Raw genomic sequence first — 18,338 nt, forward strand, 5'->3', positions numbered from 1 at the left:
AGGAGCCCTTCATGAGTCATTCATTGCTTCCCGGTTTCGAGTACTCGACCCTGACCACCCGCGGTGCGCGGATTCAGGTGGCGGTCAAGGGCAGTGGCCCGCCACTGTTGCTGTTGCACGGTTACCCGCAAAACCACCTGGCCTGGCACCGCGTTGCCCCGCGCCTGGCCGAGGACTACACCGTGGTGCTGGCAGACCTGCGCGGCTACGGCGAATCCCGCGCCTTGGATGCTGACGCTCCGGGCGCTTATGACAAGAGCGTACTGGCCCTGGACCAGTTGGACGTCATGCAGAAGCTGGGGTTTTCGCGGTTCGCGGTAGTGGGCCATGACCGTGGCGCACGGGTGGCGTATCGCTTGGCGCTGGAACACCCGCAGGTGGTGAGTGCTCTGGTGTCGCTGACAGTGGTACCGATCCTGGACGTCTGGGCGGGGGTCAACAAGGCTTTTGCCCTGAACGCCTACCACTGGTTTTTCCTGGCCCAGCCGTTTGATCTGCCGGAGCGGCTGATCGGTGCCAACCCTGGCTATTTCCTCGACTGGACGTTACAGCGCATGGCTCAGGGGCGCGATATTTATCATCCGCTGGCGCTGGAAAGTTACCACCAGGCTTTTGCCCGTCCCGAGGTGTTGCACGCGATGTGCGAAGACTACCGGGCGGCAGCGAGCGTCGATGCCGCCGCCGACCAGGCCGACCGCGACGCCGGTCACCAGGTGCGCTGCCCGGTGCTGGTGCTGTGGCAGGACCGTCCCTACGCCGCGGCCAGCCACCCGTTGACGGTATGGCAATCCTGGGCCGTGGAGGTGCGGGGCGCGGCGATTGCGGCCAGCCATATGCTGGCCGAAGAAGCACCCGAGGCGGTACTGGAGCAGCTCTTGCCCTTCCTGCATCAGGTTGCGCAGCCATGAGTGCGGCACCCCTGACGCCAGCCGAGCAAGGTGCGCTGTGGCGTCAGCGTCTGTTTGAGGCCCACAGCGCGATGACGGCCTACCTGATCCAGGAACATCGGGCGCAGGACCTCGCCGACTGGGTTGACGTCACCGGGCGGATCTTCCGCGACATGCCGCCCGCCTTGGGCGCCGGCAGTACCGAGTGGCAGGCGGTGTTTTTCCGCACCCAGGCGTTGATCGAACAATTCATCGTACAGCGCAAGCAGGTTTACGACCTGGATGCCTGGGCAGCCGCCACCGGCCAGGTGTATCGCGCCCTGGAGCCTGCCGGCCAGGGTGAACCCGCTGCGGCAGCCGAGCGCCTGGGGCGCCAGGCTTCGCTCTACGGCACGTGCTTCGAGATTCGCGAGGTCGCCCCCGACGCCAGCCTGTTCAAGGTGCACCACTGCGGCATCTGGGACTACCGCGAGCGTGCCCGGACCAACGGCGTGCCGATCACCTTGAAGTCGGCCTGCACCTATTGCACCAAGCTGCTGTCTTCGCTGGTCCATGCCAAGGGGTGTGACGCCCGCTGGACGTTGCTGGCCGACGAACAGGGCCATGGCTGCGAATGGACCATTACCAGGGAAATCCTCATCCACGCAGGAGCCATCGAGCATGAGCACGATCATTGAGCAAGCCCGTACCCTGGCCGGTTATGAAACCTCCAGCCAACTCTTGCAGTTGCGTGACCAGGACTGGGTCCTGGGGCGTGCACAGATCCAGCCCAGGCGTTTGCTCGACCTGGGTTGCGGCATCGGTTCGCTGTTGCAGGGGGCCGTGGAGCGCTGGCCGAGCCTGGAGCAGGTGTGGGGCATCGAGCGTTCGCAGTTGCGCCTGGACCTGGCGCGCGAGCAGTTGCGCCATGCCCCGGCCGAGGTGGTGTTGCAGCAGGGCGACCTGCTGGACCTGCCCACGCTGGAGCAGCGTTTTGACCTGATCAGCATGACGGCTGTCCTGCATTGGTTGTATCCCCATGAGGACCAGTTGTTCCAGTGGGTGGCACGGCATCTGGATGAACAGGGCGTGTTTCTCTTCACGTCTCATCACCCCGGTTCGCCGCAAGGGTTGGGCGGTGAGGATGAGTTGGTAGGCAAGGCACTGCTGGCAATGAAACTGGTCACGCCGGGGCACGTGCAGGTGCATTTCGCCGAAGCGGCGGTACTGCCGATGGGCACGCGTACCCGATCACGGGTGGCGCTGGAAGCGCTGGTGCAGCGCCATTTTCAGGTGCGTTCGATTGCCAGTCGCTCGGCGGCGCTGCGGATCCACAGCATCGAGGAATACCAGCGCTTTCACGCCGCCACCTTTGGTACCTACTTCAGCCCGTTGGTGCCACCGGAACGAATCGAGGAGTTCTTTGCCCGCCTGGGCGCCATCGCCACACAACGCATGGCGCACCAGGGGCATGTGACAGACATCCCCGTCAGCGTCTGGCGCTGTGTACGACGTGCAGAAAAAAGCGGGGCATAACCTTATGAATAAACAGTCTGGATCGCTGCTGAAAAGAACCTGGGGCAGTTGCACACACAGGTACGTGATTCCCTTAGGGTAAGTTGATGATGTCCATTGAACGTCCATCCTGTCTGCACCGTACTCCCATGATCTGGGCCGTGGGATTTACCTGCCTGATGGCGGCCGAGCCCCTCTGGGCCCAACCTGCCGCGCCGGCGGGCAAGGTTCAGGTGTTTTCCTTTGATATTCCGGCGGGGGATTTGTCTCAGGTGTTGCTGAGCATCGTCCGCCAGAGCCGCACGCCGATCTCGTTTGATCAGGCGCGGGTGCAGGGGTTGTCGGGACCTGCCATCAAAGGCTCGTTGAGCGTGGACCAGGCCCTGGAGCAAGCCTTGGGCGGCAGCGGCCTGGGTTTCAGCCGCAGCGCCTCCGGCGTCTTGACCTTGCACACGGTGGCCTCCCAGGCGCCACAGCCCATCACCTCAATCCCCACCACCTCGGCGGGAACCCTGGCCACCGTGGTGGTGACGGGGACTCGCCAGGCCGACGTCAAGGCCACTGACAGCCTGAGCCCGATTGACGTGGTCTCCAACGAGCAATTGCGCCAGACCGGCACCCAGAATGTGCGCGAAGCCTTGATCAAGTTACTGCCCTCGTTGTCGCGCCAGGCCCAGGCCTACAACGCCTCGGCGCTGACCAACGCGCAGTCCCTGCGGGGCCTGAGCCCCAACCATGTACTGGTGCTGGTCAATGGCAAGCGTCGCCACGAGACGGCCAATATTAACGTCAGCGGCGGCTTGCAGAGTGGTTCCACCGGGGTCGACCTGGATACCATCCCCATGGCCGCCATCGACCACATCGAAGTACTGCGCGACGGCGCCTCGGCCCAATACGGCTCCGATGCCATTGCCGGGGTGATCAACATCATTCTGCGCTCGGCCGACCACGGCGGGTTGGTCTCTTACAACGCTGGCCAGTACGGCGCGGGTGACGGCTTTTCCCAGGGCGGGGCGGTGAACAACGGCTACCGGGTGGGGGAGACCGGCTATCTGAATCTCAGCGCCGAGTTCCGCGAGCAAAAGAGTACGATCCGCGCCGGCATCGACGAGCGTACCGGGCATTACGGCAACCCCTCCATTGGCGACCCGGCCGTGCATCGCCAGGCCCTGGCGTTCAACACAGGGGCGGCGCTGACCGACCAGCTGGATTTCTACAGCTTCGCGACCTACACCCATCGCACGGTGTCGTCGGCGCAGATCTACCAGTTGCCCACACTGGTGCCGACCATTTACCCCAACGGCTTTACGCCACGCATCACCAGTGATGAGGACGACTATTCCCTCACCGCCGGCCTGCGCGGCGTGGAACTGTTCGGTGACTGGGACTGGGACCTGAGCTCCACCTATGGCGCCGACAAGCCCGATATCGGAATGGACCACTCGGTCAACCTCGCGCTGTACAACGAAACCGGCACCACCCCGCGCAAGTTTGACCTGGCCGAATACAAGGTCACCCAATGGACCAACAACCTGGACTTGCGCCGTGCCTTCGACGTGGCGCTGCTGCCCAAGCCGCTGAACTTTTCCTGGGGGCTGGAGCTGCGCCGCGACCTGTATAAGGTTGGCGCCGGCGATTACTACTCCTACTACAACGGAGGCTCCAAAGCCTTGCCCGGCCAGGCACCCGCCACCGCCGGACAGTGGACGCGGGACGTGCTGGGCGGCTACCTGGACCTCTCCACCCACCTGACCGAGCAATGGCAAATGGCGACGGCGGCCCGTTACGAGCATTACAGCGACTTTGGCAGTACCACCAACGGCAAGCTCTCGACCCGGTACGATTTCAACCCCCAGGTGGGCCTGCGGGCCAGTGTCAGTTCCGGGTTTCGTGCGCCGTCCCTGGCCCAGGAGAACTACACCAGCCTTGGGGTCTCGCCGACGATTGCCACCGGGTTGCTCGCCGCCAACTCGGCGGCGGCCAAGATGCTGGGAGCCGAGGACCTCAAGCCCGAGAAGTCGATCAACTACAATCTGGGGTTGGTGCTCAACCCGCTGAGCGCGACTTGAATATCGCCATCGACGCGTACCAGATCACCCTGCGTGACCGTATCGTCGACGGCGGCACCTACTCGGGCCAGCAAGCCATCGACGCGCTACGTGCCGGCGGCATTTCGGTGCCGTCGGGCCTGGCCTCGGTCAGCACCCACTACATGACCAATGGCGCTGACACCCGCACCCACGGTGTCGACATCACGGCCACCTACCTGACCCGGCTCGACGGCTGGGGCCAGATCGACTGGCGCCTGGGCGCCAACTTCAACCGCACCAAGCTGCTGAAAAACCACATCGGCAGCGACGGCCGGCCGCTGCTCAACGATCAGCAACAGGCCTGGATCTCCAGTTCCACACCCCGTAGCCAGGTATCCCTGGAAGCCAATTGGAGTCGCGATAAATGGGGCCTGACCGTACGCGAGACGCGCTACAGCAAAACCATCTCTGAACTGGACTATTACACGGGGCCCAATGCGTACTCCACCACCGAGTTCAACCATTTCGAGAACTCCCCCAAGTACCTCACTGACATCGAGTTGCGCTACGCCGCGACTCGCCAACTGTCGCTGGCCGTGGGTGCAAACAACGTGTTCGACGTCAAACCCGACAAACTGCCCGCTGAAAGCGCTTACCTGGGGTTCAACCACTACGACACCTATGCCTCGCAGATCAGCTTCAACGGGGCTTTCTATTACGTGAACGCGGTCTACAGCTTCTAGGGGAGGTGAACACGATGTCCATTGAATTGCGCGGCGGCGTGCGTGCCTGTGCCGTCGCCGGTGACACGGTGTTTGAGCGCCAGGCCGGGCGTTTCCTGCCCGACCTGCGCAGCCGTCCGGTGTGCCCCTTCGATATTCAGCAGAAATCCCGGCTGGAGGAGGCCGATGGCCTGGACAGTGCCTTGGTGACAGTGGCCAGCGCGTGGCCGGACCCCTGGCTGGTGGCCGGTTATGCCTTATCGTCTACCGACACACTGCGGGTGACCGTGGCCCACCGTCCAGGTGTCACTCAACCCACCGTCGCGGCACGCTCCCTGGCGACCCTGGACCGTTTGTCCCAGGGACGTGCGGCGGTGCATGTGGTGATCGGCTCCAGCGACTCCGATGTGCGCCGCGACGGTGATTTTGCCGACAAGGAGCAACGCTATCGGCGAGCCTTCGAATACCTGGAGATCTTTACCCGCACCCTGGCCAGTTCCGAGCCCTTCGATTATGCGGGCGAGTTCTATCGGCTCGAGGACGCCGGCAGCGGCTTTTCGGCGGTGCAGCAGCCTCGTCCGCCCTTATCCATCGGTGGTTCGTCGGACAGTGCCCAGCAACTGGCGGTGCGCTTTGCCGACATATACGCCGGCAGCTTCAGCAGCCCTGAGGCCACCTATCAGTTGAAAGTAAAACTGCAGGCGTTGGCCGATGGGCGCTCCTTGAAGTTCTGGAAGCATTTCCAGGTGATTCTCGGCGAGACAGAACAGGCGGCGCGGGACACCGCGCGAAAGTGGCGTGAGGCAGCCCTGGGCTTGTTATTGGCGCGCCCCGCTGCGGAACTGAGTGCCTCACCTCAGTTGGCGCGGGACAACGAACGCGAGCTGCTCGGGCAGTTGAGCCCGGCCAGGCGTCAGCAATGGGCGGTCGAAGTGGTCGAGCGCGCGTTCGCCGGCCTGCGGGTCGGAACGATCGACAAGGTCGCCCTGGAAATCCTGGCGTTTCATCAGGCTGGCATCGATATTGTCCAATTGGAGGCCTCCACCGAGAGTGCGCTCGATATTCAGTTGCGGCGCGAGTTGATCGAGCGCCTGAGGGCGGCCTCATGAGTGATACGTCCATCAGCCGGACCGAACCGCTGGTCGAGCTTCGTGATTCTGAGTTCACACCGGTGACGCTGGGGGTGCTGCTGGCCTGTGTCATCGGCGTCATCGTTGGCCCCACCGGGTTGGTGATCAGCAGCTTCTCGTTGTTTATCGACCCCATCAGCACCGAATTGCACTGGGACCGCAGCCAAGTGGCATTGCTGGTGACCTGGCTGGGTTTGGCGGTGGCGCTGAGCAGCCCGTTCAAAGGCTGGGCAGTAGACCGTTGGGGCGCGCGGGCGCTGGTGTTGCCGCTTACGGCACTGCTGGCGGTGTGCATGGCCTGCACGGCCTGGGTACGGGCCGACTGGCAGTTGTACCTGTTATTTTTGCTGATGGGTTTGCTGGCGCCGGGCAACATTCCCTGTGCGCGAATTCTCGGCGGTTGGTTCAATCATCGACGGGGGGCCGCCTATGGGCTGCTGGGCCTGGGTTTCGGCGTCGGTGGTCCGCTGGCGTTATACACCGGCAACCTGTGTATCGAGGCGTTTGGGTGGCGCACCACCTATTTGATCTACGGCCTGCTTGAGGGGCTGGTGGCCTTGCCCCTGTTGTGGTGGCTGTTTCGCGAGCGGCCTGTGGTGGTGTCTGCATCCAGCCGGCGGCGCCCGACCGAGGGCAGCACACCGCGCCAGGCCTGGGCGGGTATAACGTTCTGGTTGATCCTGGCAAATTTGCTGCTGGGGGTGTTTGCGGTCACTGGGGTGATCATCCATGGCGTGCCCTTACTGGTGGAAAAGGGCCTGGCACGCTCAGACGCCGTAGACGTGCTGTCGGCGATGTGGCTGGGCATGATCGTGTCGCAACCGCTGCTGGGGCTTGCACTGGACCGCTACAACAGCCCCCGGGTGGCGCTGCCATTTGCATTGCTGGCGGTGTTGGGCATGCTGGTGTTGATTCAGGCCGGCCAGCAGGGCTGGCTGTGGGCCGCGGTGTTCCTGATCGGCCTTGGTGCTGGCGGTGAAACCGGTACTACCCAGTATTTTCTGACGCGGTATTTTGGCTTGCGCCACTTCAGCGTGATCTATGGTTCGGTGCAGCCGTTTACATTTGCCATCGCGATCAGCCTGGGCACCTATGTGTTGGGCTTGATGTATGACCGCTCGGGCGGCTACGGCTTATCGAGTCAGGTGCTGCTGGCGGCCTTCTCGTTGGCTACCGTATTGCTGTTGGGCCTGGGCCGTTATCGTTACACCGCCACCGGTTTATCAAACAAGGGAGCGACACCGCCATGAGTAAGGCATTGGAAGCCGCAAGCGAGCGCGACCGCCTGGCGCCCGGTGTGTGGTTACTGGCAGTCCTGGCGTTTGTGGTCGGCACCGTTGAATTGGTGGTGGCGGGGATTCTCGATCAGCTCGCCCAGACATTCGGCGTCACCCAGGGGCAAGCCGGCTTGTTGATGAGCCTCTATGCGCTGGTCTATGCGTTGGCCGGTCCGGTATTGATCTACCTCAGCGCCAGGGTGCCCAGGCGACGCCTGTTGCTGGTGGCGCTGCTGGTGTTTGTGCTAGCCAACCTGGCCGGGGCAGCGGCGGGGACGTTCATGCTGTTGCTGCTCAGCCGGCTCCTGGTGGCGGCCAGTGCCTCGGTCACCGTGGTGGTCGCCATCACCGTCGCTGTGGCGCTGGTGCCGGCCAATCGCAGCGGGCAGGCCATCGGCCTGGTGTTCGCCGGCATCGTGGCGTCGTTGGTGCTGGGGGTGCCCCTGGGCACGCTGATTGGCGAGTACTGGGGTTGGCGCAGCCTGTTCCTGCTGCTGGCGGGCGTGGCGTTGCTCAGTGTGCCGCTGGTGTCACAGTGGCTGCCGGATATTCCCGGCGCACCCGGCATAGCGCCGTTCCGGCAATGGGCGGAGCTGGTGCGGGCCAAGGTGTTTCTCGCCCATGGGGCGGCGCTGTTGCAAATGACCGGGCAATTCACGCTTTACACCTACATCGTGCCGTTTCTGGTGCGCAGCATGGGCCTGTCGAAAACCGTGATCAGCCTGGTGCTGCTGCTCTACGGTATCGGTGGCATCGTGGGCGCGGTGCTGGGCGGACGCGCGGCGGACCGTTGGCCCGGGCCACGCACGTTCGTGGTGTTTCTGCTGTTGCATGCCCTGGCGATGAGCCTGTTGCCCCTGGCGACGTTTTCCCTGTCGGCGCTGCTGGTGGCGGTGGTGACCTGGTGTATTTTCAACATGGCGCCGGGCCCCGCGATCCAGAATTACCTGGTGCAGCTCAACCCCGACAACGCCGCCGTGCAGATCAGCCTCAACACCAGTGCAATCCAGTTGGGCGTGGCCCTGGGGGCTTTCCTCGGCGCCGGTGTGGTGGATCATTTTTCCGTACAACTGCTGCCGTGGCTGGGAGCGGCCCTGGTACTCGGCGGTGCGGGGTGCGGCTGGTGGTCGGCACGGCTGCCCAACACTCAGGACAACGACTGACCGTCGAGAAACTTCAACACGGCAAGCTCACTACCGTCTTTTCCGTTGGCGTGGGGTGTCTCAACTGACTGAATGCATATGGATAGCCCGTCATCTTTCAAGAACACTCTGATTGCCCAATTGTTCCAGCAGAACTACGGCTGGTTGTGCCGGCGCCTGTCGCGTCATACCGGTTGCCGTCATAGTGCCGAGGACCTGGCTGCGGAGGCCTTTCTGCAGGTCTGGTTGCTGCCGGATCCAGCGGCGATTCGTTCGCCCAGGGCGCTGCTGGCGACCATTGCCCAGCGTCTGATGTACGAGACCTGGCGGCGCAAGGATCTGGAGCGCGCCTACCTAGAAGTGCTGGCCGAGGCGCCGGATCAGGTCCACCCTTCGCCCCATGAACAGTGGATGCTCATCGAAAGCCTGCAAGCCATCGACCGCCTGCTCGACGGCCTCTCGGGGCAAGCCAAGACGGTGTTCGTGCTCAGTCAACTGGAGGGCCTGACCTACCTGCAGATCAGTGAACGTGTGGGGTTGTCTCAGGCGCGCATTCATCAGTTGATGAAAGAGGCGTTGCGCTGCTGCTACCGGGGGCTGGCCGAATGAGCACGGACGAGCGCGACGACCCGTTGCTGGAAGAGGCGATTGAATGGATGGCGCAGATTCAGTCCGGCGCGTTTGACAGCCAGCAGCAACGCGCCCTGGAGCGGTGGCGCGGGCAATCGCCACGCCATGCCCAGGTATTCGATCAGTTGCTCAAAGGGCTGGCGGCCGTTCAAGCCTCTCCCTGGCGCGGGCGTACCAGCACGCCTTTATTGCGTGCCCTGAAGCAGCCTTCCAGTCGAAGGCGATTTATCGGCAATAGCCTCGGTATGCTCGGGGTTGCCCTGGGCGCCGGGCTATTCGGACGCTGGTGCAATCGGGCACGGGGCTGCCTGGTGAGTGGGCGACCGGTACCGGGCGAGCGGCGACACTGGCAGCTCGACGACGGCAGCCGCCTGGAACTCAACGCCCGCAGCCGCGTATTGCCGCGCTTTTTCGACCAGCAGCGGGCGTTGGTCTTGCGAAAGGGCACGCTGCTGCTGGACATCGCCGAGAACACTGTTTCGTCTTTCGAGATCGCGACGGCGGTCGGGGTCGTGCACAGCCAGGCGGGGCGGCTGCAGGTGGGAGAAGAGGGGGTAGGTATTCGTCTGCTGACCTTGCAAGGCGTGGCGTTCCTGCGTTTACCCAATGGCGAGAACGTGGCGGTGCCCGGCGCCCATTCCCTGCTGTTCGATGCCCATGGCGTGCTGTCACGGGCACCGCTGCAACCGGGCGAAGGCTCCTGGGCCAGTGGGTGGCTTGAAGTGAACGACAAGCCTTTGAGTTGGGTCACCGATGCGTTCAGACCTTACCTGCCCGGTTTGATTATGCTCGACGACAGGATCAAAAAGATTCGTGTCAATGGCCTGTTTCCATTAGACGATATAACGATTTCACTAGATATGCTGGAACAGAGTTTGCCGGTTGAGGTTGTCCGTTACAGTGATTACTGGATCAGTATTATTTCCTTACACCCTTGATCGTGGTTTTTTCTATGTTGATCATGACGGATTTTATGAGGGGCGGCCGCAAAAACTGGGTGCAACACCTCACCCTCCGGTAAGGTGCCGCCATGTCCTATACAGAACTCAGCATTGAAGAACGCGCGACCATTCAAGTCGGGCAATACAAGAAACTTAGCCAGCGCGAAATAGCCCGGATGCTGGGCCGTAGCCCGTCCACGATCAGTCGTGAGCTTCGTCGAAATCGGCTCATTGCCGGTTATTCGGCCCACGAGGCTCAAGCGTTTACTCGTGGTCGGCGTATAGTCTGTCGACCGCTCAAGAAACTGATCATGGGTAATGAGCGCTTTGAGCTGGTTATCCACTTGCTTCGAGAACGCTTTTCTCCCGAGCAAATCGCGGGCAAGCTGCGCCTTATGAAAATCAATTTTGAAGAAGCCTACGTCTGCCGCGAAACGATCTACAGCGCCATCTATGCGTTGCCTGTCGGGGAGTTGCGCAAAGAACTGATCCAGTGCCTTCGCCAGGGGAAAAGTACCCGTAGGCCACGTTCTGATGGGGTTGATCGTCGTGGACAAATCCCGGAGATGGTCAGTATTCACGTGCGCCCTCCGGAAATCGAAGACCGTTTGATGCCCGGCCACTGGGAAGGCGATCTGATTAAGGGCAAGGATAATGGGTCGTCTGTCGGTACTCTTGTGGAACGTACGAGCGGTTATTTGATGTTGGTAAAAATGAACGATGCTACGGCGACTTCTGCTGTTCAAGGCTTCAGTGCAGCACTGAACAGCATGCCGCTGGCGGTGCGTAAAAGCATGACGTATGACCAAGGCCGCGAAATGGCAAAACATGCTGAAATCACGCAAAACACCGGGGTGGCGATTTATTTTTGTGACCCGCATAGCCCTTGGCAGCGCGGCAGTAATGAGAATATTAATGGCTTGATTCGCCAATACCTGCCCAAGGGCACGGACTTGTCGGTACATAGTCAGGAAGTGTTGGATGCTATTTCGTATCAAATTAATATTCGTCCCCAAAAACGTTTCGGTTACAAATGTCCGATTGAAATGATTACAGAGGTGATGGGCATGCATCATGCTGCGCCCGCTTTAATTCAATAACCGTGTTGCACTCAGTTCCTGCAATCGCCCCTTACAAAGATATGGGCCAACTCTCAGGACAAAGAATGAGCCCGATTTTGCTGGCTACGAAGCTATATAGCACAGCCAAAGCACTAAAGGGTTGAATGTGGGGGTTATAGAACGTTACGCAAAAAGTCTGAAAGACTTCAGAAAATTTACATTGATTCGCATCAGCCGTTAAGAAGATTACAATTGACACCACCCTGAGCACTAAGCCTTCAGAGTAATTTGGGTATGAAAAACCTCAGGAATAAAACCAATACACAAAATAAATTACGCACTCATGAATTTGACTCGAAAACACTAAAGCCCGCCACAACAGTTTAGTGAGTTGTTGGTTCTGTCACGCCAGTGATTATGTGACAGAACCAACGGGAGCGCTAACTTAACTTAACCACAATCAGCACAACTGTATTGTCCCCTGCCTTGTCAGGATTATCACCAACTAAATTTATAGTATGATCTGGCAGCACTGCAATATCTTCTAAGACCACAGTTTCCCCATCAAGCGAGGCTAGCTGCCCACCAAAGTACACCCTTTTAAAAGTGGCAGTAAATTTAGTAAACTTACTTGGTATATCATTTACCTGAATATTATATCCAGTACGCGACTGGCTGTGGTCCGAAGAATCCTTTTTTAACTGGCCATTACTATTAGATGAAAATGGCCCTGACGAAACATTTCCTGGGTTATTTTTATTGACATCCGGAACCGAACCAGAACCATACCATTTATTTGCATCTATTTTAGATGCTGATAAACTAGAGTCGATGTAGTTCTGAGCTAGCAACGGAGTATTTGGGGGAAGTTTATCTTTATTGCCAGAACCTACATAGTTTATGTCGACTTTATGATTCGCCAGTAGAAAAACAAGCTCATCTCCACTTTTGTTTATTGATCCCGCTGTTGCGATACCGTATTTTGATACATCCTCTTTGAGCAAAATTGATTTTTCTCTCTTCTGCGCGAATTGATTATAAAGATACATACACTGCGCTGCATATGTAGCAAAGTTTTTCTTTGATGGATCACTGCTGCTACTTTGATCATTAAAAAGACCAAACTCAGCGCTATCCGCCCTATAAAGATAAGCTTTGTCAACACCAGCCTGCTCTGCGTTAATCAGAAATGAAACCATGAAGCTTCCAGCAAAAACACTTTGTAGTTTGGAATTGTTTTCCCTACTAGCAAAAGCGGTTAAATTCCATTCTGAAATATAGGTCTTAACTTCATCATACTTATATTTACTTAAAATATCTTTAACATATTTCTGTATTTCAAAAATATTTTTAGAGTCGCCAGTAGCATCGGCATAAAAATGATAGCTATAAAAATCAAAGGGAAGCTTGTTCTTGCTTACATACTCAATTAAGTTGTCAACATAATCCTTGTTTCCATAAGCATTTGCGGTTCCGCATGGACCAATCTTGGCATCTGGATAAATGCTTTTAATCGCCTTAGAAACCTTATTATAAAACTCATAATAATTCTTAACAGAATTTTGTGGATCGTTAGGAGTAGACCAAAACAACCCCAGGTCTGGCTCATTCCATATTTCGTATTCTGTTACAGGATATGGAAGCCCTGTTTTTTTATAATCCTTACTGTATCTGGAAACTACTTGCTGGACCAACTCACAGTACTTCTCAATATTTGCAGGAACCCCTCTACCACCGTCTAACATCCTTCCAATTCTAAATAAAATATTCGGCCTTTCTGCCCCCTTATAAAATTTATTTGACAAACTTCTTTTCAAATATGAATCAGTAGGCGCCCAATTAAGTTTAGCAGCCTCCGCCCCAGAGTAAAAGGCAGTGGAATTAAGACATATTGTTCTTCTGTTAAAAAAATCCATTGCAAAAGATTTGATTGAGTCTACTTTGTCCGTCGGAGCATTGTTAGTTATTTGCCCAATATATCCCTCTCTATTTATATCGTAATAACTATCAATATCTCCAACCCCGTACCAGTCATGAGCCCTTAGGTCTATGAACCCAAGCTGCGCAAATTGATCTTCTAGATCAGACAAGCCTGGCGAAAGCGATATTGGAGTTCCATTAACCTGATTCAAATACGTACCTTTACTAACGACTCTTTTTAGTGCTCCAAGATTATTTTCAGTCGCTTCTTTTGCCGAGTATTTAATGAGTACAGTCATATTTTGCCCCTTACAGTTTAAACAAATAGAAGGTTTTTTACATGCTAACTTTTCACTTTTCTAGCGATAAGCCTCATCATTTATTTGTACAACACTTACATCGTCAGCTACGGAAAACCCATTGTCTATTTCAATAATCACCCAAACACGGCTTTGCTATCTTTGAAGATGCCTGTTGATTACAGCGCTAAAACTAGAACTAGTTAGGTAAAATATATTATCTACCCCTTTCTTCATGTCATAAGAAGGAGCAGAGCTCAAAAACGAACATTGAAGCTTATTGGGCCGCACCTAGTAGACCAATTTGATCATGACTATATGTTTGCCTTGATGACATGTATGTCTAACTAACAGGTGTGCGGCTGGCAAAATCTTTCATCACCTCCAATGGTCAAAGCGTCATAAGCCGTCCCAACACTTACTCCTAAGGTATAGAGCAAAGCAGGCATACTATAGAAGGAGAGTTCATGCCGTAGTGTGCCGACGTACTCCAGATGGGCGCTATGGTTATTTCCAGGCCACTGCTAAGGGGGTAAACACACTTGCTACTTTATCATCCAGTACGTCCTTAGCCCACCGGGATGGTCTAGGAGATTACATATCTGCCCTGATACGTTGCTGAGACGTGTCAGGGTGTCAAAGATTATCGCATCGTAGTCGCTCAGTTCGGCTCGGGATGCGAACGGTGCTTCTTGATCGACTTTGCCATAGGCTGCCTTGAACACTTCAGGGTCCATAGTCTTTAATTGTGACCTGTACGTCCGGGACCTGCGGGCGCCTTCGGCAACGCGTTGTACCACAGTTTTGATATGGTCGTAGTTGTTCATATCCGCCTCCCGATTCAGGTACCACGGTCGATCTCGACTGTCTAAGAACGTAAAGGAATGAGGCGACTGAAGTAACCCTGTAAAAATCGAATTATAATTTCGTTTTTTACGAACGGCCCGATCTGATCAGGAGAGCTAATCATAATGGCCGATAACATCCGTCGGCCTAACATGCCATCTTGCAAAGGGGACAATGGATAGATGTCTTGAACATTCTCCGCACCGCCCTTGGTTGGTCGCGGCACAGATCAGATCAATAGCGGCCTGATCCCGCTGGGTCAAAGGCAGCAAGTCCGGGGTAATACGAGTGCTTCCTAGAGCAATCCCGGAAGGTGGCCGATAATCGGACGGCAATTGGGTTTTACTTGGTAAAAATGAACGATGTGAATCGCCCCGGGTTTCCTAGACACCTCTTTGCCTTAAACTGAGGCCAATCAGGAGGTGCCATGAGCAACCCGCGTTACCCGGAAGAATTCAAAATCCAAGCGGTCAATCAAGTGATCGAGAAGAAGCTGCCTGTCGCTGATGTGGCGGCCCGTCTCGGCGTGTCGACGCATAGCCTCTATGCCTGGATAAAGCGCTACAGCAAACCTCAAGAAGAACGGAAGCAGGATGATGATCAGCACGCTGAACTGCGTCGTCTGCGAGCCGAACTCAAGCTGGTCACCGAAGAGCGAGACATATTAAAAAACCGCCTCCCCGGCACTCCGCGGCCCATTGGGCTAGAAACACTACGTACTACACTTACATTTCTGGACAGTGGTCGCTGGCTTTTTGGAGGCTAAGTCCCCGTCAAAAAACGTGACCCAGGGGAAGCTGCGGACCCGTTAGTGGTGGCGCTTCTATGACCCCGTTTAGGAATGTGATTTGATCCGAGTCCCCGTCCAGTCCTGCCCTTGACTGGAGGTGCGTATGAAAAATTCTGACTTAAAAACCAGAGGGTTACCGGTAGTTAATACTCGAGCGGCCGGCATTGATATCGGCTCACGCTTTCATGTTGTCGCCGTTCCAGCGGATCTCGCGCAAGATCCGATTCAAACCTTTAATGCCTTCACCGCTGATCTTGAGCGGATGGCTAACTGGCTGGTGAGCCTCGGCATCTCGACAGTCGCCATGGAGTCGACCGGCGTTTATTGGATTCCGGTTTACGAGATACTCGAAACGCACGGACTTCATGTAGTACTTGCCAATGCCCGCGATGCTCGCGCGGTGCCAGGGCGTAAAACCGACGTGAATGATGCGCAGTGGATTCAACGACTCCATTCCTGCGGATTACTTCGAGCTAGCTTCCGTCCAGATCGCGAAATCTCGGCTTTACGTAGCTATTTAAGATTGCGAGAGCGCCACCTTGACTACGCGGCCGCGGATATTCAGCACATGCAAAAAGCCCTCACACATATGAATCTGCAACTGCACCATGTTGTGGCGGACGTAACCGGAGTGACCGGCATGCGAATAATACGGGCCATTGTGGCCGGTGAGCGAAGCCCGTCAGTATTGGCTGCCATGAGTGATACCCGCTGCAAAGCCGGTATCGATGTCATTAAGGCAGCGCTAGTCGGCAATTATCAACCGGAGCATACATTTGCCCTGTCACAAGCACTGACGATGTATGACGCATACCAAGCGCAACTCCTCATCTGCGATCAGCAAATTGCACAAGTGCTCATCAAGCTTTCGCAGGAAAAGGTGCGTCCGTCAGAACCATTACCTAAACCGCGCCATAAAACCCGGCAACCCAATGCGCTTAACTTCGATGTTCGCACCTTGCTCTATCAGTTGGTCGGTGTAGACCTCACGCAAATACATGGCATTGGCCCCTTTTTGGCACTGCGGCTGGTCGCCGAATGCGGTACAGATCTGAGCCGATGGCGCACTTGTCATCATTTCACTTCGTGGCTAACGCTTGCGCCGGGATGTAGGATCAGTGGAGGTAAGGTGCTTTCCGCTCATACTCGGAAAACCAAGAATCGAGTGACCGCCCACCTGCGCTTGGCCGCTGTCACAGTCGGGAGAACGAGTACTGCGCTTGGGGCCTTCTATAGACGCCTTGCAGCTCGAATCGGAAAAGCCAAAGCAGTCACCGCGACTGCCCGAAAAATTGCGATTTTATTCTATAACGCGATGCGTTTCGGTATGAACTATCAGGACCCCGGAGCAGACCAGTACGAGCAGAGATATCGGGAGCGAGTCGTAAAGGGTCTACATCGCCGTGCTGCCGAATTTGGTTTCACTCTTCAGCCAACGGAGGGTGTTTCTTAGGAAGGCCGCCGCGTACTTTGCCAAGGAGTGCGGCTGAAGTACGCCTTTATCAAGCAGCGCGCCGGCGACTATTCCATTCGACGGCTTTGCCTCACGCTGAAAGTCCATCCCAGTGGCTATTACGCCTGGTTGTCTGAGCCGCAATCTGCACGCGCCAAAGACGACCAGCGACTGCTGGGTTTGATCAAACATTCCTGGCTGGAGAGCGGCGGAGTTTATGGCTATCGCAAAATCCATGACGATCTGCGCGAGGTCGGTGAAGTTTGCGGGCGCCATCGTGTGGCAAGGCTGATGCGTCTTGAAGGGTTGCGCTCTCAGACAGGTTATCGACGCTGCCCAGGAAAGTACGGCGGTAAGCCAGCGGTCGTCTCACCCAATTTGTTGAAGCGCCAGTTCGATGTCGTGGAACCCAACAAGGTTTGGGTAACCGACATCACCTACATTCGTACGTATGAAGGCTGGTTGTATTTGGCGGTGGTGCTGGATCTGTTTTCTCGTCAGATCGTTGGCTGGTCAATGAAGCCGCAAATGACCAGTGATTTGGCTATTGATGCGTTGTTGATGGCGGTTTGGAGGCGTAAACCGAAGCAGGAGGTGATGGTTCATTCCGACCAAGGTAGCCAGTACAGCAGCTCCGATTGGCGCAGCTTTTTGAAGGCAAACAATTTAGTTGCCAGCATGAGTCGCCGAGGTAACTGTCATGACAACGCCGTGGCCGAGAGCTTTTTCCAGCTTCTGAAACGAGAACGGATCAAACGGAGAATCTACACCACACGGGAAGATGCACGTAGTGATGTGTTCGATTACATCGAAATGTTCTACAACTCAAAACGCCGCCATGGTTTCAACAATCAGCTGTCACCGGTAGAGTTTGAAAAGCGTTACGCAATGAGCTTGCAAGGTGTCTAGAGAACCTGGGGCGATTCACTCTGAACCGAGTTCGTCAAAGAGAGGCCTAACTGTAGGGGCTCGCGTTTGAAAACACGCGGGCTAGCATTCAACGGCATTTCTCGCTCACATTAACTGCAAATGAGCTTACATTTGAAGGCGCGGGCTAGCGATTTCATCGCGACGGGCTCACGCTATCTGCAAATAACCAGCGGAGGTTTAGGTCCCTAGTTCTGCCGGGCTATCGATCCTCACGGGTATGCCACAGGCGCAGTAGGTAAATGGTGGCGTCCACTATTTCGTAACGCATCTCGTAATGGCCTATCTGAACTCGGCGCACATCCCGAGGTTCAAATTCTTCCAGGCGTTCGCCAATACGCGGATTTTCCAGCAGTGTGGTCGGCGCAGCCGTAAGTTGCTGTACCGTGCGTGCGGCCGCAGACTGATTCACCGCAGCCAGAAACTCATATAGCCTGGTCATGTCGGAAAGCGCCTTGCTTGTCCACTTCAATCTCATCAGCGCGGCACCGGCAATGGAGTGTCGGTGCTGAGACTGTCAGCCCAGGCCTGGACGGCTTGATGGTCAATAACACTGCCAGCATCAACATCAGCTAAGGCTTCGCGGGTCAGGCGACTGCGTTCCTCTTCCTGGTCGATCCAAGCGGACAGAGCCTGTTTGACGATCCAGTTTTTGGAGCGCTCCAGACGTTCTGCCATCAAATCGACTTTTTGTGCCAGTTGCTCAGGAACGTGAGCCGTGACAGATCGGGTTTTCGCGGTGGTTGCCATGATGGGATGCTCCAAATTTCCAATCGATTCAAAGTGAAT

General features: G+C 56.6%; 13 protein-coding genes and 3 pseudogenes. 13 read left to right on the forward strand and 3 right to left on the reverse strand.

The window, feature by feature from the left end:
• The first annotated feature begins 11 nt into the window (after positions 1–11).
• The 10 genes and pseudogenes from PSEBG33_RS16450 (at position 12) to PSEBG33_RS16410 (ending at position 11,353) form a co-directional block, all read left to right on the forward strand.
• Entirely contained in the window at positions 12–908 is an 897-nt protein-coding gene (locus PSEBG33_RS16450; RefSeq protein WP_005787091.1) for an alpha/beta fold hydrolase, read from the forward strand.
• Entirely contained in the window at positions 905–1,564 is a 660-nt protein-coding gene (locus tag PSEBG33_RS16445; RefSeq protein WP_005787093.1) for a hypothetical protein, read from the forward strand. The genes PSEBG33_RS16450 and PSEBG33_RS16445 overlap by 4 nt, the downstream gene beginning before the upstream one ends.
• A complete protein-coding gene (locus PSEBG33_RS16440) occupies positions 1,548–2,402 on the forward strand; it encodes a class I SAM-dependent methyltransferase (protein WP_005787095.1) in 855 nt (284 codons plus the stop codon). Before PSEBG33_RS16445 ends, PSEBG33_RS16440 begins: the two co-directional genes overlap by 17 nt.
• A gap of 89 nt (positions 2,403–2,491) precedes the next feature.
• Positions 2,492–5,154: pseudogene (locus PSEBG33_RS27945) on the forward strand (TonB-dependent receptor domain-containing protein).
• Positions 5,155–5,168: 14 nt separating this feature from the next.
• Positions 5,169–6,242, forward strand: coding sequence for an LLM class flavin-dependent oxidoreductase (locus tag PSEBG33_RS16435; RefSeq protein ID WP_005787100.1), 1,074 nt, complete (start codon positions 5,169–5,171; stop codon positions 6,240–6,242).
• Positions 6,239–7,513 (forward strand): MFS transporter, encoded by a 1,275-nt coding sequence (locus PSEBG33_RS16430; protein WP_005787101.1) that lies wholly within the window; start codon positions 6,239–6,241, stop codon positions 7,511–7,513. Before PSEBG33_RS16435 ends, PSEBG33_RS16430 begins: the two co-directional genes overlap by 4 nt.
• Positions 7,510–8,703 (forward strand): MFS transporter, encoded by a 1,194-nt coding sequence (locus PSEBG33_RS16425; RefSeq protein WP_005787104.1) that lies wholly within the window; start codon positions 7,510–7,512, stop codon positions 8,701–8,703. The genes PSEBG33_RS16430 and PSEBG33_RS16425 overlap by 4 nt, the downstream gene beginning before the upstream one ends.
• A gap of 78 nt (positions 8,704–8,781) precedes the next feature.
• Complete coding sequence (locus tag PSEBG33_RS16420; protein ID WP_005787105.1) at positions 8,782–9,291, forward strand: sigma-70 family RNA polymerase sigma factor; 510 nt, start codon at positions 8,782–8,784, stop codon at positions 9,289–9,291.
• Positions 9,288–10,250, forward strand: coding sequence for a DUF4880 domain-containing protein (locus PSEBG33_RS27950; RefSeq protein ID WP_005787107.1), 963 nt, complete (start codon positions 9,288–9,290; stop codon positions 10,248–10,250). The genes PSEBG33_RS16420 and PSEBG33_RS27950 overlap by 4 nt, the downstream gene beginning before the upstream one ends.
• Before the next feature lie 92 nt (positions 10,251–10,342).
• Complete coding sequence (locus PSEBG33_RS16410) at positions 10,343–11,353, forward strand: IS30 family transposase (RefSeq protein ID WP_005787109.1); 1,011 nt, start codon at positions 10,343–10,345, stop codon at positions 11,351–11,353.
• A gap of 401 nt (positions 11,354–11,754) precedes the next feature.
• Here the strand turns inward: PSEBG33_RS16410 and PSEBG33_RS28605 are convergent, their stop codons facing one another.
• Positions 11,755–13,533: a GH39 family glycosyl hydrolase gene (locus PSEBG33_RS28605; protein ID WP_005787111.1), complete on the reverse strand. Its 1,779-nt coding sequence runs from the start codon at positions 13,531–13,533 to the stop codon at positions 11,755–11,757.
• Positions 13,534–14,806: 1,273 nt separating this feature from the next.
• Here PSEBG33_RS28605 and PSEBG33_RS27190 point away from each other — a divergent pair.
• The 3 genes and pseudogenes from PSEBG33_RS27190 to PSEBG33_RS16400 all read left to right on the forward strand — a co-directional run.
• Positions 14,807–15,049, forward strand: a pseudogene (locus PSEBG33_RS27190) (transposase); the annotation flags it as partial.
• A gap of 223 nt (positions 15,050–15,272) precedes the next feature.
• Positions 15,273–16,622 (forward strand): IS110 family transposase, encoded by a 1,350-nt coding sequence (locus tag PSEBG33_RS16405; protein WP_005787119.1) that lies wholly within the window; start codon positions 15,273–15,275, stop codon positions 16,620–16,622.
• Positions 16,623–17,531, forward strand: a pseudogene (locus tag PSEBG33_RS16400) (IS3 family transposase); the annotation flags it as partial.
• A 220-nt stretch (positions 17,532–17,751) separates the two neighbouring features.
• Here the strand turns inward: PSEBG33_RS16400 and PSEBG33_RS16395 are convergent.
• Together PSEBG33_RS16395 and PSEBG33_RS16390 are read right to left on the reverse strand one after the other, a co-directional pair.
• Positions 17,752–18,027, reverse strand: coding sequence for a type II toxin-antitoxin system RelE/ParE family toxin (locus PSEBG33_RS16395; RefSeq protein ID WP_005787122.1), 276 nt, complete (start codon positions 18,025–18,027; stop codon positions 17,752–17,754).
• Complete coding sequence (locus PSEBG33_RS16390; RefSeq protein ID WP_005787124.1) at positions 18,027–18,299, reverse strand: CopG family ribbon-helix-helix protein; 273 nt, start codon at positions 18,297–18,299, stop codon at positions 18,027–18,029. Before PSEBG33_RS16390 ends, PSEBG33_RS16395 begins: the two co-directional genes overlap by 1 nt.
• Positions 18,300–18,338 lie beyond the last annotated feature (39 nt).

It is taken from the genome of Pseudomonas synxantha BG33R, from assembly GCF_000263715.2.
GTDB classification, from domain to species: Bacteria; Pseudomonadota; Gammaproteobacteria; order Pseudomonadales; family Pseudomonadaceae; genus Aquipseudomonas; species Aquipseudomonas synxantha_A.

Bases quoted from the DNA above. Each gene is read 5' to 3' on its own strand.
- PSEBG33_RS16450 (WP_005787091.1), top strand. From the start codon at position 12: ATGAGTCATTCATTGCTTCCCGGTTTCGAGTACTCGACCCTGACCACC.
- PSEBG33_RS16445 (WP_005787093.1), top strand. From the start codon at position 905: ATGAGTGCGGCACCCCTGACGCCAGCCGAGCAAGGTGCGCTGTGGCGT.
- PSEBG33_RS16440 (WP_005787095.1), top strand. From the start codon at position 1,548: ATGAGCACGATCATTGAGCAAGCCCGTACCCTGGCCGGTTATGAAACC.
- PSEBG33_RS16435 (WP_005787100.1), top strand. From the start codon at position 5,169: ATGTCCATTGAATTGCGCGGCGGCGTGCGTGCCTGTGCCGTCGCCGGT.
- PSEBG33_RS16430 (WP_005787101.1), top strand. From the start codon at position 6,239: ATGAGTGATACGTCCATCAGCCGGACCGAACCGCTGGTCGAGCTTCGT.
- PSEBG33_RS16425 (WP_005787104.1), top strand. From the start codon at position 7,510: ATGAGTAAGGCATTGGAAGCCGCAAGCGAGCGCGACCGCCTGGCGCCC.
- PSEBG33_RS16420 (WP_005787105.1), top strand. From the start codon at position 8,782: ATGGATAGCCCGTCATCTTTCAAGAACACTCTGATTGCCCAATTGTTC.
- PSEBG33_RS27950 (WP_005787107.1), top strand. From the start codon at position 9,288: ATGAGCACGGACGAGCGCGACGACCCGTTGCTGGAAGAGGCGATTGAA.
- PSEBG33_RS16410 (WP_005787109.1), top strand. From the start codon at position 10,343: ATGTCCTATACAGAACTCAGCATTGAAGAACGCGCGACCATTCAAGTC.
- PSEBG33_RS28605 (WP_005787111.1), bottom strand. From the start codon at position 13,533: ATGACTGTACTCATTAAATACTCGGCAAAAGAAGCGACTGAAAATAAT.
- PSEBG33_RS16405 (WP_005787119.1), top strand. From the start codon at position 15,273: ATGAAAAATTCTGACTTAAAAACCAGAGGGTTACCGGTAGTTAATACT.
- PSEBG33_RS16395 (WP_005787122.1), bottom strand. From the start codon at position 18,027: ATGAGATTGAAGTGGACAAGCAAGGCGCTTTCCGACATGACCAGGCTA.
- PSEBG33_RS16390 (WP_005787124.1), bottom strand. From the start codon at position 18,299: ATGGCAACCACCGCGAAAACCCGATCTGTCACGGCTCACGTTCCTGAG.